General features: G+C 39.7%; 18 protein-coding genes. 15 read left to right on the plus strand and 3 right to left on the minus strand.

What is annotated here, in order from left to right; all coding sequences use genetic code 11:
- Positions 1-30: 30 nt before the first annotated feature.
- Positions 31-666: a hypothetical protein gene (locus tag MPH60_RS09910; protein ID WP_241591652.1), complete on the minus strand. Its 636-nt coding sequence runs from the start codon at positions 664-666 to the stop codon at positions 31-33.
- Between the two features lie 114 nt (positions 667-780).
- On the opposite strand from MPH60_RS09910, the gene MPH60_RS09915 reads away from it, so the two are divergent.
- Positions 781-2,187 (plus strand): FAD-binding oxidoreductase, encoded by a 1,407-nt coding sequence (locus tag MPH60_RS09915; RefSeq protein ID WP_241591654.1) that lies wholly within the window; start codon positions 781-783, stop codon positions 2,185-2,187.
- Entirely contained in the window at positions 2,184-3,515 is a 1,332-nt protein-coding gene (locus tag MPH60_RS09920) for a (Fe-S)-binding protein (protein ID WP_241591656.1), read from the plus strand. The genes MPH60_RS09915 and MPH60_RS09920 overlap by 4 nt, the downstream gene beginning before the upstream one ends.
- 297 nt (positions 3,516-3,812) lie before the next feature.
- Here MPH60_RS09920 and MPH60_RS09925 read toward each other — a convergent pair whose 3' ends face one another.
- Entirely contained in the window at positions 3,813-4,442 is a 630-nt protein-coding gene (locus MPH60_RS09925; RefSeq protein WP_241591658.1) for a homoserine/threonine efflux transporter, read from the minus strand.
- 140 nt (positions 4,443-4,582) lie between these two features.
- Between MPH60_RS09925 and MPH60_RS09930 the strand changes: the two genes are divergently transcribed.
- The 13 genes from MPH60_RS09930 (at position 4,583) to MPH60_RS09990 (ending at position 16,635) form a co-directional block, all read left to right on the plus strand.
- A complete protein-coding gene (locus tag MPH60_RS09930; RefSeq protein ID WP_241591660.1) occupies positions 4,583-5,410 on the plus strand; it encodes a TrmB family transcriptional regulator in 828 nt (275 codons plus the stop codon).
- Positions 5,411-5,712: 302 nt separating this feature from the next.
- Positions 5,713-6,168: a HEAT repeat domain-containing protein gene (locus MPH60_RS09935; RefSeq protein ID WP_241591662.1), complete on the plus strand. Its 456-nt coding sequence runs from the start codon at positions 5,713-5,715 to the stop codon at positions 6,166-6,168.
- A 205-nt stretch (positions 6,169-6,373) separates the two neighbouring features.
- Positions 6,374-7,192 carry a methyltransferase domain-containing protein gene (locus tag MPH60_RS09940; protein ID WP_241591664.1) on the plus strand — a complete coding sequence of 273 codons (819 nt, stop codon included), beginning with the start codon at positions 6,374-6,376 and terminating at the stop codon, positions 7,190-7,192.
- Between the two features lie 690 nt (positions 7,193-7,882).
- Complete coding sequence (locus tag MPH60_RS09945) at positions 7,883-8,578, plus strand: GntR family transcriptional regulator (protein ID WP_241591666.1); 696 nt, start codon at positions 7,883-7,885, stop codon at positions 8,576-8,578.
- Positions 8,571-9,488: a DMT family transporter gene (locus MPH60_RS09950; RefSeq protein WP_241591668.1), complete on the plus strand. Its 918-nt coding sequence runs from the start codon at positions 8,571-8,573 to the stop codon at positions 9,486-9,488. The genes MPH60_RS09945 and MPH60_RS09950 overlap by 8 nt, the downstream gene beginning before the upstream one ends.
- A 305-nt stretch (positions 9,489-9,793) precedes the next feature.
- Positions 9,794-10,513, plus strand: coding sequence for a MurR/RpiR family transcriptional regulator (locus MPH60_RS09955; RefSeq protein ID WP_241591670.1), 720 nt, complete (start codon positions 9,794-9,796; stop codon positions 10,511-10,513).
- 127 nt (positions 10,514-10,640) lie between these two features.
- A complete protein-coding gene (locus tag MPH60_RS09960; RefSeq protein WP_241591671.1) occupies positions 10,641-12,110 on the plus strand; it encodes a glycoside hydrolase family 1 protein in 1,470 nt (489 codons plus the stop codon).
- Between the two features lie 3 nt (positions 12,111-12,113).
- A complete protein-coding gene (locus tag MPH60_RS09965; protein WP_241591673.1) occupies positions 12,114-12,425 on the plus strand; it encodes a PTS sugar transporter subunit IIB in 312 nt (103 codons plus the stop codon).
- A 32-nt stretch (positions 12,426-12,457) separates the two neighbouring features.
- Positions 12,458-13,804 carry a PTS sugar transporter subunit IIC gene (locus MPH60_RS09970; protein ID WP_241591675.1) on the plus strand — a complete coding sequence of 449 codons (1,347 nt, stop codon included), beginning with the start codon at positions 12,458-12,460 and terminating at the stop codon, positions 13,802-13,804.
- Positions 13,805-13,816: 12 nt separating this feature from the next.
- Positions 13,817-14,053, plus strand: a complete 237-nt coding sequence (locus MPH60_RS09975; RefSeq protein WP_241591677.1) for a hypothetical protein — start codon at positions 13,817-13,819, stop codon at positions 14,051-14,053.
- A 15-nt stretch (positions 14,054-14,068) separates the two neighbouring features.
- A complete protein-coding gene (locus MPH60_RS09980) occupies positions 14,069-14,971 on the plus strand; it encodes an ROK family protein (RefSeq protein ID WP_241591679.1) in 903 nt (300 codons plus the stop codon).
- A 2-nt stretch (positions 14,972-14,973) separates the two neighbouring features.
- Entirely contained in the window at positions 14,974-15,288 is a 315-nt protein-coding gene (locus tag MPH60_RS09985) for a PTS lactose/cellobiose transporter subunit IIA (RefSeq protein ID WP_241591681.1), read from the plus strand.
- Positions 15,289-15,306: 18 nt separating this feature from the next.
- The gene (locus MPH60_RS09990; RefSeq protein WP_241591683.1) at positions 15,307-16,635 is read left to right on the plus strand and encodes a 6-phospho-beta-glucosidase; all 1,329 of its coding nucleotides are present in this window, start codon (positions 15,307-15,309) and stop codon (positions 16,633-16,635) included.
- A 690-nt stretch (positions 16,636-17,325) separates the two neighbouring features.
- Here MPH60_RS09990 and MPH60_RS09995 read toward each other — a convergent pair.
- Positions 17,326-17,697, minus strand: a complete 372-nt coding sequence (locus MPH60_RS09995) for a cyclic-phosphate processing receiver domain-containing protein (protein ID WP_096339513.1) — start codon at positions 17,695-17,697, stop codon at positions 17,326-17,328.
- Positions 17,698-18,211 lie beyond the last annotated feature (514 nt).

An 18,211-nucleotide genomic window follows, 5' to 3' on the forward strand; every position in this document is an offset into this window, starting at 1 on the left:
CTGGCTAAGTTCTGATATTACGAAGAAAACTCATCCAATCGTTCCATTCAAATGAGCCACACACCTTTTAGCAGCCAATAGTGGAGCCGTTAGGACAGGGACAGAGGGATTAACCTGCTTTGCGATATGTTCCATACTATATTGTGAAATCACTTCTGTTTTTCCATCCAATTGTTCCACCATCTTTTTAACCCGATCGTCATGTTCCTTTCTTTTTCCTTGTGTTAATAAATGGATGATCCCGGGATCCACCACTGATTCGATCATACAGTCAGGATTCTTATTTAATAAGTAATTTTGAAGGGCAATCGGCGTTTCTTTTACGGTAGAAACCAGGCCGATGCTAGCATAACTAAGCGCTTCATCAAGCATGGCCTCATCTGAACGAAATAACTTTACAGGGTATAGAGGTTGTAAGATTGAAGTGATGTCATTAAAAGCAGAGCAAGTAAGTTGGATGCATGAAACATCAGATTCATAGGCTATATTCATTAATGCAGAAAAGCGGCGGATGATTTCCGGGGTCAACTTGCCGCTCTTTTCCATCAAGTCGAGAAGACCCGTGTCCATGAAATGAAGGAGTTCAATGTTTGGGGCAACAGTCTGAAAGGCCACTTCAATTGGACGTAGTGCAGTTGTGGTTGCGTGAATCAGTGCAATTTTCAAAAAAAACAGCCTCCTTTTTTCTTCATCATTATATCTAGCAGAATCATAAAATGCCATTATATTACATACAAATAGTTCTTCTTCAATTTACTATTAAGAAAGGAAGTGAGAAGCATGGAGAAAGAAGCCCTGGACGACCTTAGTCAGGTGATCCCAGATGACAGAATGTTCCTTGATTTGGCAGAAAGGTATTGTTATAGCTATGACGCTTCTTTTGGGGAATATTTACCTGAAATCGTTATCCAGCCAAAAAATGCGGAGGAAATCAGTGAAGTGATTAAATTGGCTAATACTCACAAAATTCCTGTTTACCCTAGAGGATCTGGAACTTCGCTAAGTGGCGGCCCTTTACCTGTAAAAGGGGGGATGGTTCTTGATATGACCCTTTTGCGGGATAAATTGATCATTGATCGGGAAAATATGCTTGCCATTGTCTCTCCAGGAGTAATTACGGCAAATATTCATAAAAAGGCTGAAGAAGCCGGCTTGTTCTATCCGCCGGATCCAAGCAGCTCCAATGTAGCCACTATAGGCGGGAATCTATTAGAAAACTCCAGCGGGCCAAAGGGATTGAAATACGGAACGACAAAAGAATATGTGATAGGCCTGGAGGTGGTAACCCCTACCGGTGAAATCATTCGTACTGGCGGAAAGACCGTAAAAAATGTAACAGGGTATGATTTGACACGATTGATCGTGGGATCGGAAGGTACTCTGGGCATCGTTACTGAGGCAATCATCCGCTTAATACCAAAACCTCAATCTAAACAAACATTTGTCGCCCACTTCAATCATTTGATAGACTCTGGCCATGCCATTACCAGCATTTTATCGTCAGGAATTCTGCCATCTGCCTTGGAATTGATGGATAATGCTTGCATCCGTGCTGTTGAAAGCTATCGGCCTTCCGGTTTGCCACTTCAGGCAGAAGCCATTTTGATCATAGAAATAGATGGTCACCCGTTGGCGATTGAGGAAGAAATCAATAAATGCGCCGATATATGCAGGGCGGAGGGTGCTTCCTACGTCAAGATAGCGGAGACAGAAGAAGAACGACAAACGATTTGGAGTGCGCGTAAATGGGTCTCCCCGGCCATTACACAAATGGGACCTACAAAAATTTCTGAAGACGCGACCGTACCGCGCAGTCAAATACCGGCGATGATGGAGAGATTAAACAATATCCGGGAGAAATACGGGTTGAACTTGGTTGTATTCGGCCATGCAGGGGATGGCAATTTACATCCGAATATCATCACTGATAAACGAAATATTACGGAAATGAAAAAAGTGGAGCTTGCAGTCAGTGAAATTTTTGAAGCAGCAATTGAACTAGACGGAACGCTTTCCGGGGAACATGGTATCGGTACTTTAAAGTCACCATATATGGAAATGGAATTAGGAATAACAGGGGTGAATATGATGAAAAAAATAAAAGAAGCATGGGATCCCAATAATATCCTGAATCCAGGTAAGATTTTTCCTGATAAAGGCCAGACAAGGGTCGTGTTGGTTACATGAATCTATCTGTCAAAGCGAACGAGACAAATGCCGCGTTACAAAATTTATATTCAGATGCATATGATTGGACAAACCAATGCGTAAAATGCGGTTACTGTTTACCGGCATGTCCTACATATGAATCAATGGGTGTAGAATCCGCCTCTCCACGCGGTCGAATCAATCTAGTGAAAATGGCAGCCGAAGGGAAAATAGATTTCCAAAAAGATTTGGCTGAACCGATCGACCTGTGCTTAGGCTGTCGTGCTTGTGAAACAGCTTGTCCTGTTGGTGTCCCATACGGACATATACTGGAAGCGGCAAAAGAAGCCATTGAAAACTCCCCATCAGCAACCCAAAAAAATAAAATGACCAAGATTAAAAAACTGGCTTTGGTTCATCTTTTTCCTTATCCAAAACGGATGAACAGAATTGGAAGTGCAGTACATCTGTATCAAAAAACAGGCTTATCCAAGCTTATCCGGACATCGAATGTACTGCAAAAGGTTTCCCCAGCCCTTGCACATTTAGAACAAGCGCTTCCTGCCATCGAGCCGTCCTCCAAACGAATCCGGACAGGTACGAGAATGCCTGCAAAAGGGAAAACGAAATTAAAGGTGGCATTTTTTACTGGGTGTATCATGGATTCCATGATGTCACGAATAAACCGTCTTACCATCGAACTGCTCACAATAGCGGGATGTGAGGTCATTCTCCCTGAAAATCAGAATTGCTGCGGTGCACTGCATTCCCATCAAGGTGAAACAAAACAAGCGAAAGACTTGGCAAAGAGGAATATCCAAGCATTCATGCAAACAGATGCTGATGTCATTGTAAATAACGCAGGAGGCTGCGGTGCTTCGCTTCTTGAATATGGACATCTATTGGCAGATGAACACGAATGGGCTGGAGCGGCAAGGGCGTTTTCGGAAAAATCAAAAGATATCAGTCAAATTCTTCATCAATTGGGGCCGCTTCCCTTTACTGAGGAATGGCAAGGCATCGTATCTTATCAAGATTCATGTCATTTACGCAATGTTCAAAAGGTCCAAAAGGAACCTCGTTTATTATTGCGATCCATACCAGGAGTTTCCTATGTGGAAATGGAAGGATTTGACCGCTGCTGTGCATCTGGAGGAATTTACAATCTTCTCCACTTTGATGAATCCATGAAAATTCTTGATGAGAAAATGAAGAACTTAAAAGAAACGAAAGCGACAACCGTAGTCACGGTTAACCCTGGCTGCCAAATGCAAATGAGCATTGGCATTGAAAGGGAGGGAGCAGCGAACCAAATGAAAAGTATGCATCTTGTTGAGATACTTGCCAAGGCTTGTGGATTGGATTGAAAGGATACTGAAATTTCATAGCAGGACGTTACACGTCAGTATTTTCTTCTCTTATGGGAAAATACTGACGTTTTTATGTTAGAAACTTGATCATTCTCCATTGAAGATGTAAGGCGGAAAAAATATTGGCAGATCAATAATGCAGTGCCATATATACGGATGGAATATTTTAGGATTTTCTTTAAAACTATCCGTTCAGGTTTGTAAACAGTATGTTAGTCGCACTTTAAATACATATAAAAAAACCGTTCAATTTCTGAACGGATAGAAGTAAATAAGAGGCGTTAGTAAATGAATTTAAAATCCTGTTTTTATGCCAAAACCTATTAAAATTAAGCCTGTTGATTTTTGGAATGCATTCTGGAATTTGGAGTTGTTCATCCATTTTTTTGCATAATCAATTAGATAAACAAGAAATAGAAACCACAATACAGCGAGTAAGGTTAAGATGAAGGCTAATATAATCAATTGCTGGTTTACATTTCCATTCAAATTGATAAATTGCGGCATGATTGTAATATAAACTAAAACGGTCTTTGGATTAAGAATATTATTAAGTAATGCTTGCATAAAGGAATCTTTGTTATGCCGATTTGAATGCTTTGCAGGTGTATTAGCTTGTGCTTGAATGTCTTTTAAAGAAAAAGCGCTTTTAGCAAAAAAACTTTTTATTCCTAAATAAATTAAGTAGGCGGCTCCCAAATATTTGATTGCACTGAAAAGAATCACAGACTTTGCAATCACAACAGATAGTCCAAGAATGGCAATAAGCGTCCAAAAAGAAAGTCCCGTTGCCATTCCGAGAACCGTATACCGTCCCGCTTTTGTACCATGGCTAAGCGTGTTTTTCACTAAGAGCATTGTATCTGCTCCTGGTATAATAACCATCATTGCAACAATTGATATGTATGTAAGTAAGCTATCCATACTATTTCTCCCTCACTCTTTATTAGTTGCTACTCAAGTAACTACTTATGTAAGTATATTAGATGAAAATGGAAAACGTCAACAGATTTTGTTAAAATATTAGTTACAAAGGTAGCGACTAAGGTTGTGTTGGAGGGATTATGAAAGAAAACATTTTAGAAACATTAAAAAATCTGAATTTTACCGAATATGAAGCGAAAGCTTATCTTACCTTATTGGAAGAATCGCCATTAACAGGCTATGCAGTTGCAAAAAACTCCGGTGTACCACGTTCAAGAATCTATGAAATTCTGGACAGTCTCGCAATAAGAGGAGATATTCTGGTTAGTCCTGGAAACACACCACAATACACGCCTGTACCTGCAAAGGAACTAATAAAAAACCGTCGGATAAAAGCAGAAGAGAATTTTGAACGGGCAGAAAAATCATTAGCGGAGTTTGAACGTTCTGCAAATGACCGTGAAAACATATGGAATATCATGGGGCGCAATGAAATACTCGATAAGGTAAAAGCTTGTATATTATCTGCTAAAAAAAGAATACTCTTAGAGATTTGGGAAGACGAATTCGAAGAATTCGAGTATGAATTAAGACAGGCAGCAAATAAAGGGGTCAATGTAACAATTATTGCCTATGGGGAAATCGTCTGTGATTTTGCTAATGTTTACCTCCATTATATGGGTTATGCAATTACAGAAGAGTATGGCGGACGATGGCTTGTTATCAGTGGAGATGATTCAGAAGTAGTAGCAGGCATTGTCTCGCTTGGCAAAGATAGCCGCGCCGCATGGACCATGCATGTAGGTTTAGTGATGCCCATTACAGAAGTCATGATTCATGATTTGTATCTGATGGAAATCATGGATAAGCATAGAGAACTATTGGAAGAAAGTTTTGGTGAAAACCTAGCCAATTTACGTAAAAAATTTTCTATCCATCCAGATTATAAAAAACATTACGTGGACTAGATATGTGCTATTATTATCTGCATACTTCATAGTCAACTATATGGGCATGAATCCAGACAGGATTTATGCCTTTTACTGTTAAAGCTACTTATTTAGCTATAGGCACAGGTGAGTTGTAGAAGCAAAGCATTGCACCCCCGATACCCGACTGATTGAGGATACAACAGGTGATTAAGAAATTTAACTATATTAAAATATGGAAAAGGGTATAATAAGGAGTGCTATAAACCATTCTTGGTAATGGGATTATTGTAGTATCGGATTAACATTTTACTATCCGGATTACTAAAACAGAAGGAGAAATGATTCATTTGAATGACAAAGAAACAAAGGGTATCGAGTTACCTGCCAACTATGAGGAATTAAAAAAATCTGCCAATCGCAAATCTAATTGGAGAGAACGTTTAGATGCGATCGAAGAATTAGGTCAGTCAAAAAATAAACAAGTAATCGACATTCTTACACATATCATGAGCAATGATTCTGTATATAAAGTTCAAGAGGCCGCCTACCGTCAATTGAAAAGTTTAGGTGAAAATGTTCAATTGCCAGCAAGGAAAAAAGGCGAGTTGGTTAAGGGATTGACCAAAATCTTAGTCAGGATCAAGAAGAGTTTACCAGAAAATCAAACATATACTGAATTCAAAGAGAAACTCCAGAAGATGAGAATGGATATATATGATACATATGAGGGTGAAAAAGGAGCAGACTTTGATAAATGGCTTGAAAATACGTGGTCTGCTTTATCGAAAAGATAAAAGTTTAAAGAATAATAAGCAATTTTTGATGCAGGAGCAAAGTTTTTGCTCCTTTTTCTTATGTGTAAAACAAAGTTTTAGCTATGGTATGCTAATATTTAAAAGAGGAAGTATTTGGCTGTTTGCTTTAAATTGAATCAAATTAATAGGCAACTCCAAACCAATGTGAAAACCGATAAATACAAACAAATTCAGGGGAGAAAAGATGACAGATTATATTGAACTTTGGAAACAGGCAATGGCAGATCATACAGGAAACATACCTGACAGACTAAAAGATGATGCAGCAGAAGAAGCTTTTTGGGCTTCCAAGGTTGCAGCGAAAAAACAACATAACGCGGACCCTTATGCAAAAATTGTGCAGCAAGAGTTATTCGCATTATTAAAACAGGATGATCACGTATTGGAAATCGGTCCTGGATGGGGCAATTATACATTTGATATTGCAAAAGAAGTCAGGAAGCTAACTTGTATAGATAGTTCCAAAAGCATTATCAATTTTTTAAAATCCCAGGCAAACGTAAAAGGTTTCGAAAACATGGAGCTGATTCATGATAAGTGGGAAAGTAGTACCAAAAAAGACAAATTTGATGTGGTATTTGGTTTTAATTGTTATTACCGCATGACAGAAATCGGTCAAACTCTGTTAAAAATGAATGATTCTGCAGCCCGTTTAGTGATAGTAGGTATGACAACCGGACCAGAAAAACCTCATTATATGGAATTGAAGCAACGAGGATATACGATCAATTTAAGAAAACGGGATTACATACACATCTTGAATGTTTTGTATCAACTTGGAATACTGGCGGACTGTAAGATCGTAAAATTGAAAAGTAAAAAAATCTATTCCACCTATGAAGAAGTGATCCGAGATAATACAACAAAAATTCTTGATGATCATTATTCCTATGATGAAGTAAAAACGATCCTAAATAAATATGTGGTGGAAAAAGAAGGAGTTTTCGAATACGAATATCCGTTTCATGCAGCTTTGATGTATTGGAATCCAAGGTTACATTAACAATTTGAGTACCTTTTTCTCTGAGTTCTTTACCTTCTTTTTGAGGTACTTCAGGAAAAAGGTATTTTTTCTGTTGGATATTCGCAAAATAATAGTAACAGGGCTACAAAAAATGATCATTAAACGGAGTGTGAATGATAAATGAAAGAAATATCCGAAAAAAGATTTTGTGAAACTTGTAAAAAAGAGACAGTTCATACTGTAACTGAAGATGCATTGGAAATAGAATATTCATGTAATGAGTGCGGTCAGCACGAAGATATATTCAAGACATTTTTTTAGAAACATAAAATTTCACTTGAAATGGTCTGTAAGTGAAGGATTATCCAATTCATTTGCGAAAACGATCCTATATTTATGAGTTCCAGTAACATTAAACTACAAATACCGTAAGTCTCAGTCTAGTGTTCTAAGAATTTTAAAATACATACTATGGTTATACAGAAAATTGGAACTTATTTTTCAGTGAATCGTCGTAAATCTCAAAGCTCGAGGACTCATGGTATAAGGTTTACTTTCATCATTCGAACAGAAATATTTTTACTATGGAAGGGTGCCCTTTTATTATGTAGAAATGTGCTTGATGATTTATCAAGGATTCAGATATAAATTTTCAATAATTTCTTTCTACGGCATGCAATATGTGATATATTGCATATTATATATCGATATTTTAAGGAGGTATAGCCGTTGAATCATTCAAATTCTTCACAAAAAATCAAACGTATTTCTGTACGTGAAGAAGCATACATGATTTTGCGGGATTGGATTGTCCAGGGAATCCTAACGCCAGGACAGCAATTACGCGATAAAGAGTTAGCCGAGCAATTGGGAGTAAGCAGAACCCCAATTAGAGAAGCACTATTAAGGCTTGAGGATGAGGGATTTGTCGAGACCAAGCCGAGCCGTTCAACTATTGTTTCCCCTATTCGATTCGAAGGGGTATTAGATATATACTCCATTGTTTGGACACTGGAAAAGCTGGCTATGGAACAGGCTTTTGATTTCATCGAACAAAAACACTTAATAGAAATGGAAACCATCAATCATGAAGTGAAAAAAGCAATCGAGGAAGGAAATCAAATAGCCGCCGTTCAGAAAGATAATGACTTTCATTCCATTTACATCAATCTTTCTACAAATGATGAATTGAAGCGGATTCTATCGGGACTCAAACAAAAACTTGTACGAATGGAACTGTTTTATTTCAATCAGGTAAATGATGTTCATCTTTCCGTTGATGAGCATGATCAGATCATACACGCATTAAGGAATGGAAATCTCACTATGGTGCTTAAGATGATAGAAAAGAATTGGAATGAAAGTTATTTAAGAATTCAAGCCCATACGGAACGGGTAAAAAGCGGGGAAGAAAAAAATGAGTAATGATACTTTAGTTGCTATATCACCTTCAAGAAACAAAGGGATTGCACTAGTACTGACTGGCGCTGCGTTATGGGGAGTGTCAGGGACGGCAGCTCAATATCTGTTTCAGCAGCAAGGCTTCAGTCCTGAGTGGCTCACCGTTGTACGCTTGTTGCTTTCTGGAATCATCTTATTGGGTCTCGCTTATAAAAATGAAAGACTGAAAGTATTTGAGATTTGGAAAACTAAAAAAGATGCGTTTCAAATTATCCTTTTTGCCATTCTTGGAATGCTCGCTGTTCAATACACATATTTTGCGGCGATTGAACATGGCAACGCAGCCACTGCCACTGTCCTTCAATACTTGGCACCTGCCCTGATCACTTGTTATTTAGCCATTCGTTCCAAACGTTTTCCAAGCATTACAGTGAGTGTAGCTGTGATCATAGCGATTTTAGGCACCTTTTTGCTTGTGACGGGAGGAAGCATTCGTACACTATCCATTTCCGGGTGGGCAGTATTTTGGGGAGTAACATCAGCCTTTGCATTGGCATTTTATACATTGCAGCCTTATAAACTCCTTTCTAGATGGGGAGCGATGATTGTTGTGGGATGGGGCATGTTGATTGGAGGCATATGCTTTAGCATCATCCATCCTCCATGGGCATTTGAAGGCAATTGGACGTTACCTTCATTTTCAGCGGTTTTATTCATCATCATTTTCGGTACGATCATTGCTTTTTATTTTTATTTGGAAAGTACCAAATTCATCTCGGCTTCTGAGGTAAGTTTATTGGCTTCGGTTGAACCATTATCCGCAACCTTAATATCCGTTTTCTGGCTGAATGTAACATTCGGTTTTGCCGAGTGGCTTGGCACGCTCTGCATTATTAGCACCATTACGATTTTATCGATCGTAAAAAACAAGTAATGACAGACGTTATTAATTCTAGGCGAAAAAACTAATAATCTGCCATGGAGTGGACGAAGCTCGAAAATATATACTTCTAAAAAAAAGCAATTACACTTCATGTGAATTGCTTTTTTTGTATTTTACGAGTATTACGCATACATTTGGCTATTCACATGCCGTTATGTAGACTGTTCAACTCATCAAGCAGTACCAATCTTAAGTAATAAAAGGAGAAATGGCATAGAAATCGAAATATAGATACGAGTATGGAAAATCAAAATGAGACTTTGGTCGTTAACTGACACTCAAAAGGAGTTTTTCAAATGTTTACTAGAGAAGCCATTGCATCTTTTAATGAATTGGAATGTTCGTTGTATGGTTATATTACCAAAAACGCAGAAAAGGTCGCATATATGAGGATAAGGGAGCTCGCAGATGAGACACATGTCTCTACCTCCACCATCCTTCGTTTTTGCAGAAAGGTTGATTGCGCCGGTTACTCGGAATTCAAAGTGAAGCTTAAGATGTATATAAGTGAGAAACAGCATGTCAAGCTAAAGAGTACCCAACATTCTTTGTCGGAATTTGTAGAGAGGACGCTAAAGGGAAGCTTCGAATCATATATCCAAGAAACGGCGAGGCTGATTGCCAAAGCGGAGAGTGTCATTTTTCTTGGTATTGGAAGCTCGGGCATTATGGCTGAATATGGGTCTCGCTATGTTTCCAGCCTTGGGAAATCTTCCTTATATATTAAGGATCCTTTCTTTCCAATCCATTCAAAGTATTCAAGTAACAGTGTAACGATTGCCTTGAGTGTGTCTGGAGAAACGATAGAGATCATTGACCTTATCAAATGTTTAAAAGAAGAGGGAAGCACAATCGTCAGCATAACCAATAATAAAGTCAGTACGATTGCAAGGATTTCCGATTTGAATATATCCTATTTCGTGACAGAGGAATACAGCGGTAAATCAAATATAACTACCCAAATTCCGGTCGTTTATCTTTTAGAGGCGATTGCCAAAGAAATATACAAGATATAAATCACGAGAAACATCCTGTTTCTTTTATGTAACGGATGACAACTGACGTCACAATAAACAGAAAGGGGGAATTGTATTTACCGCAACATTGAAAGCGGATACAATTTTCTCAGGAAGAGGTGAGATAATGATTCATCAAAAGAATGAACGCTTCCCAGAAGACTTTTTATGGGGCTCTGCATCGGCAGCATACCAAGTGGAGGGAGCATGGAATGAGGATGGAAAGGGTCTTTCCGTCTGGGATATTTACACAAAAAAAGATGGAACGACTCATGAAGGTACGAACGGTGATGTCGCGGTTGACCATTATCATCGATACAGGGAAGACATTGCCTTGATGGCCGAAATGGGATTGAAGGCATACCGCTTTTCTGTTGCCTGGAGCCGGATTTATCCTGAAGGGAAGGGGAAAATCAATGAAGCGGGGCTGAAATTTTACGATGATCTCATTAATGAATTGCTAAAACACGGCATTGAGCCCATTTTAACGGTTTACCACTGGGATGTTCCCCAAGCATTAATGGAGGAATATGGTGCCTGGGAATCAAGGGAAATCATCCATGACTTCAACGAATATTGCATCACGCTGTTCAAATACTTCGGTGGACGGGTTAAGTACTGGGTCACTTTGAATGAGCAAAATGTATTTATCGGGTTAGGATACCGTACAGGGCTGCATCCACCGGGTGTGAAAGATTTAAAAAGGATGTATGAAGCCAATCATATTGCAAACTTGGCCAATGCTAAAGCCATCCAATCTTTCAGAAGGTTCGTACCTGAAGGCAAAATCGGGCCCAGCTTTGCTTTTGGACCGACATACCCTTTTACTTGTGCCCCGGATAATATTCTTGCTTATGAAAATGCCGAGGATCTCAATAACCATTGGTGGCTGGATGTTTATTGCTGGGGAACCTATCCTATGATAAGCATGAAGTATTTAGAAAGAAATGGATTGGCCCCGACCATCATGGATGGAGATATGGAACTTCTGGCCTTTGGAAGGCCTGACTTCATCGGAGTCAATTACTACCGATCGGGAACTGTCGATATGAACCCGCTTGACGGCATAGAACTGGGGACCATGAATACGACCGGAAAGAAAGGAACATCGGAGGAAAGCGGTGTTCCCGGACTTTTCAAATCGAAGCGAAATCCTCACTTGGATGCAACGAACTGGGATTGGGAAATCGACCCTACAGGCCTTCGTATCGGACTTCGCAGATTGACCAGCAGGTACAGGCTCCCTATCCTCATCACTGAAAATGGCTTAGGTGAATATGATACGCTCCTTGAAGGGGATGTGGTGAATGATGAGTACCGCATTGAGTATTTGGAAAGTCATGTAGCGGCCTGCCAGAATGCCATCAGTGACGGTGTAGACCTAATTGGATATTGCACTTGGTCATTCACGGATATACTTAGCTGGCTTAATGGCTACAAGAAGCGCTACGGCTTCGTTTATGTGAACAGAGATGAACATAGTGAAAAGGATTTAAGGCGCATTAAGAAAAAAAGTTTCTATTGGTATAAAGAATTGATAAAAAATAACGGAAATAATTTACAGAATATTCAATCTTTTATTGAGAAGGAGGAATAAGGAATGAAAAAAATCCTATTGGTATGTGCAGCTGGAATGTCCACCAGCTTGCTCGTTAATAAAATGAATGACGCTGCAAAGGATAAGGGCATCGCCATTGATATTGTTGCCTTGCCCATTTCAGAATGCAGCAAAGCCGCTGAAGAAGTGGACGTCGTATTATTGGGTCCTCAGGTCAGGTATCAAAAAGCACAGGTGGACTCCATTGTAGACGGAAGGGTGCCAGTAGAGGTCATAGAAATGAGAGCATATGGAACGATGAACGGGAGCGCAATCCTCGATCGGGCTATTGAGCTAATTGACCAAAATCAATAAAACAAAAAAACGAATGATTCAGGGGGTATATTATGGGATTCATGGCTGGTTTTGAGCGTGGTATGGAAAAAGCCCTTGTTCCTGTCGCGGCTAAACTGAACTCTCAAAGGCATATTGTTGCTATTCGTGACGCTTTTATATTAGCATTTCCAATCACACTTGCGGGTTCATTGATCGTTCTATTGAATTTTGCTGTACTGGCTCCGGATGGATTCATTGCAAAAATGCTGTTCTTGAATAAGCTATTTCCTAATTTGGCTGATTTCCAGCAGGTATTTGCACCAGTATTGAATGGGTCAACCAGTATTTTATCCATATTCATCGTCTTTCTAATTGCCAGGAATATAGCCTTGGCCATGAAGGCGGATGACCTTCTATGCGGATTAACTGCCCTATCCACTTTTTTCATTGTATATCCCGCTTATACGGTCGTTGATGGGACGAATTTCCTTTCCACTCAATGGGTTGGGGCACAGGGACTCTTTGTAGCCATGATCATCGGCTTGCTTGTGGGAGAGATCTTCAGCCGTTTATCCAAATCGAAACGTCTACAAATCACGATGCCTGCGTCCGTACCGCCAGCCATCTCGAGAACATTCAAGGTTCTTTTTCCAATCGTCATCATTACAGTTTTATTCTCAGTTGGTAATGCAATCATTCTAGCTATCTACCCAAATGGGATCCATGAATTGATATATGCAGCGATCCAGACCCCATTGAAAAACTTGGGAACCAATATATTCTCGTTAATTATCCTGGCGATTGTATCGAATCTCCTCTGGGTATTCGGGATTCATGGTCCTAATACAGTTGCCGCAATCAGGGAAGGGATGTTTGCGGAGGCAACGCTTGAAAACCTGAACTATGTCGCTGCACATGGATCTGCCTGGGGAGCTCCCTACCCTGTTACTTGGGCTATCAATGACGCTTTCGCCAATTACGGTGGATCAGGCATGACCCTGGGATTGATCATTGCCATTTTCATCGCATCAAGAAGAAAGGATTATCGCGATATCGGAAAGCTTTCCATTGCACCGGGTATCTTCAATATCAATGAACCGATCATCTTTGGATTGCCAGTAGTACTTAATCCAATATTGATCTTCCCTTTCATCCTGGTGCCGGCAGTTAATATCTTGATCGGCTATATCGCAATCACAACAGAGCTGATACCGCCGATAGCCTATACTGTGCCATGGACGACGCCTGGTCCGCTTATTGCATTCTTTGGTACTGGCGGAAACTGGATGGCCCTGGTTATTGGATTCGTCTGTCTGGCTGTTTCAACGCTTGTCTATCTACCGTTCGTGCTGGCTTCCAATAAGGCTGCAGCGATACAGCAAGCAACCGAAACCAGCAATAACGACTTACCCGCTTAGAAAGGAGCATGTATGAACACCTATCAAATTCAAATGAATTGCGGTCAGATATCATACCTGTGTAATTTTTTCTCGGAATATGAAGATGAACAAATAAAAACAACCCTGCTATCCTCCAACCGTGTTCAGGCGGTATTTGAAGCAATGACCGCCCTCAAAGGAGAGGAAGCGGTTAAGCACCTTAAACAAGTCTTTCAACAATCCAAGTTCGGCCCTGGTCTATATTATACTATCAAAAAAATTAAGTAAGGGGGACAGGATGACATGTCCAACTATCTAGCCTTTGACATAGGGGGAACGGAAATAAAATTCGGATTGCTGACAGAATTAGGCGATATCTTGGAAAAAGGAAGATTTCCGTCGGTTCGCAACAGTGGCAAAGCTATCCTTGAAGCAATCTTAGCTAAAGTTTCCGTTTTTCCCAGTTTACGAGGAATCGCCATCAGCGTTCCCGGCTTTGTCAATGACCAGACAGGTTTTATAGAAATGGGTGGAGCCATCAAGGATTTTGATGGCTTCAACATTAAAACATATATGGAGGAACGGACGAATCTCCCTGTCACGGTGGAAAATGATGTGAATTGTGTCGCTCTAGCCGAGAAATGGAAGGGGAACGCAAAGGATACTGAACACTTTCTCTGCATGACTGTCGGTACAGGGGTTGGCGGAGCGGTTTTCCTTAACAATCAATTATACCGTGGCATTTCCTTTGGGGCCGGTGAATTTGGATTCATGATCACCCATGGCAGCAAAAATGGGTCAGCTTTTAAAAATACTTTGAGTTGGAATGGATCTATTTCAGGCATCAGGGAACGGTATGCAAAACATAAAGGAATTTTGGTTGAGGAAGTAACCGGACAGGATGTTTTTCATGCTTATGAATCTGGGGACCTTATTGCTCTTGAAGAAGTGGAAAGGTTCTATGATAGCCTTGCATTTGGAATCCATAATTTGTATTTCATGTTCAATCCAAGCAAAATCTTGATTGGCGGAGCTGTAAGTGCCAGGCAAGAATTGATTCCAGAGCTCAGAAGAAGAGTTGAATCATTAAATGGATATATAAATGGAAATTGTATTGAAGCATGCTTTTTGAACAATGATGCAGGCATGTTTGGTGCCTTGTTTCATCATCTCGAAACATATGTAAGCCAAGGAAGAAGGGAATAGTCATGGAAGGATTGGAAGCTGTAGCTTTTGAAATGATCAGCAATGTTGGGACCGCAAAGAGCTTAATCATGGAAGCCTTGTATGAAGCAAGAGAAGGACGATATGAAGCGGCCGAGGAAAAACTGAAGAAATCCCAGATTCATATGGTTGAAGGCCACCATGCCCATTCAGGGCTCATCCAGCAGGAAGCATCAGGACAAAAGATGGAATTCTCGCTTTTACTTATGCATGCAGAGGATCAAATGATGAGTGCTGAGACGATAAGGGACCTAGTTGCAGAAATGATTAAAATGTATCGGGAAATGAGACAAAAATAAGAATGGTGGGGTGTCATTTTGAAGAATGGGATAAAAATCGTGACAATAGGCGGCGGTTCCAGCTACACACCGGAACTGATTGAAGGTTTTATCAAACGGTATGATGAACTTCCTGTAAGTGAAATCTGGCTCGTTGACATAAACAAAGGTAATGAAAAACTGGAGATCGTCGGAAACCTTGCTAGGAGAATGGTTGAAAAGGCAGGTCTTCCAATTGACATTCACCTTACGCTTAACCGACGTGAAGCATTGAAGGATGCAGATTTTGTAACGACCCAATTCCGGGTCGGATTACTTGATGCAAGAGCTAAGGATGAAAGGATTCCATTAAAATATGATGTAATCGGACAGGAGACAAATGGGCCTGGAGGTCTCTTCAAAGGACTCCGGACCATACCAGTGATACTTGAAATCTGCAGGGATATAGAGGAGCTTTGTCCGGATGCCTGGCTTGTAAACTTCACCAACCCAGCTGGAATGGTTACGGAGGCAGTCTTAAGGTATAGCACTATCAAAAAGGTTGTTGGTTTATGCAACGTTCCCATCGGGATGAAAATGGGCATCGCAAAAGCTTTGGATGTAGAGCCAGACAGGGTTCAAGTCGATTTTGCAGGATTGAATCATATGGTATTCGGACTGGATGTATATGTGGATGGAAAAAGCGTGAAGGATAAAGTAATACATGCGCTGGGGGATCCAAAAAATGAAATGACGATGAAAAACATTGCGGGCTTTGCCTGGGATCGTGATTTCATCAAAGGAATGGGCATTATTCCCTGCGGATACCACCGTTATTATTACAAGACCGATGAAATGCTTGCCGAAGAAAAGGAATCTTCAGCAACAAATGGGACGAGGGCCGAGGTCGTTCAACAACTGGAAAAGGACCTATTTGAATTGTATAGAGATCCTGAACTGAATGTTAAACCAGCTCAACTAGAAAAGCGCGGTGGAGCGTATTACAGCGAAGCGGCCTGCAGTCTCATCAATTCGATTTACAATGATAAGCAGGATATTCAGCCAGTCAATACACGCAATAACGGGGCGATAGCGAGTATTCCAAATGAGTCAGCCATTGAAATTAACTGTGTGATCACCAAAGAAGGGCCAAGACCAATCGCCATTGGCGACCTGCCTGTAGCAGTCCGGGGATTGGTTCAGCAAATTAAATCTTTTGAAAGGATGGCTGCTGAAGCGGCTGTCACAGGAGATTATCATAAAGCTTTAGTAGCGATGACCATAAATCCTTTAGTACCATCAGACACCATCGCCAAAAAAATACTGGATGAAATGCTCGAAGCGCATAAAGCAGACCTGCCGCAATTTTTTAATGAAGTGAAATCATGACTTAAATCAATGGTTACAGAAGGTGCTTATAATTTTCGGACATAAAAAAGATCACTCCCTGTTAGATTCTAATCAGGGAGTGATCTTTTTTTTATGAAGGATTGCTTCTATCTGTACAACCATTCTGTACAACCATTGATATTTATACTTGCGGAAAAAAGAATCCACTTCAGGAGGTCCAAAATATTCTGCAATATTTAGGTTCTGAATACGCAGTCGTATATGATGTTTCCAGAGGAGCGGAGTATATGGCAAAGCAGTCAGTCCGAATAATCCGAAATAAAAAAAACTAGTCACAAACCATGAAAAACCTCACCAGGACTAAAGTAATTTTAGTATTGGAACGGATTATAACGAATCCCTGGTTGTGATTATAAAAAGCAAAGGGAGAGGGTGAATGCGAATGTTTTTCCCTTTCCCAAATACATAAAAAGTTTGCGGTGATGGATGTAAACTGCAGGAAACGTACTAGTAATCTACCTATTAGAGTTAACTCCATCATGATAAATAGCAACAACTTATAAAATGAAGTTGCTGCCATTAAAGGTCTTATTTAGGGAGGACTTGGAAGTGCCATACAACTAAGATATTGATTTCCGGGTAGTTTATTCTGAATCCAGTTTTCCCTTTTAAACTAACTGATTTAATAAATAGAATAATAATGGATGAAACGTTGAGATGGAGAAGAGTTTATCGTATATCTATATAATGCTGCAGAACCTTTGACGGGAAGAATTTGAGGGGCAATGGTCGTAAGGATACAATAATAGCAGGGGGCATAGTTAAATTCTGTTGTGCTTGCTTTAAACAGTTGTACATTGCTTTACCGCCAACTGAATTGGCAGAGTGAATAGTAATGCGATTGGCAAATAGTTTTTCTTTGACCATCTTTTGAACAAGCATAAAACCATTCCTGGTTTTATTTAATAAATCATGGTCCAAAGAGAGATGTTCAATATCAAAATTTTGCAATAGCTCTATGCATTCGTCAATAGTCTCGACTAACACATAGCCATCGGGTGCTTTCCGATAATCATCCAGAAAAACGCTAATTTTCTCCATTTATTACACTCCCTTCCTTATATGCGTGTGACTAATAAAGGTCAAATAAATCCAAGAAAATATGGTTTTATATATTAAGTCTAACACAACAAAGTAAGAAGGGGGCATATTCGACGTTAAAGACTATTATACGACAGCCTTTTTTAATATATATTCTGTATACTTATCGGTGTGCTACTTCAACTAACGGATCTTTACTAAAAGGAGGAACTGTTACTATGATTCCCTTATGGAACAAGTAGCATGGTATGTTATAAAAAACGTATTGACCAACTCCCTTTCAATATCCCTAGTTAAATATGGTGCAAAACATCCATTTATAAGTTAGTGATTGTAATAATTTGGGTAAAAGGTAATATCTTGATAAAAAAAGGAGTAGTAATATGTTACAACCAGAAGAGATTTACCTTGTACTTAGGAACAAAAAGTTGCTGTTGGAGTTAAAGGAACAAATTAATGACTATCATATATCCTACTTATCAATGATTAATGATCAACTTTCATTGATTGATCA

The sequence above is a fragment of the Peribacillus sp. Aquil_B1 genome (genome assembly GCF_022603275.1).
GTDB lineage: Bacteria > Bacillota > Bacilli > Bacillales > DSM-1321 > Peribacillus.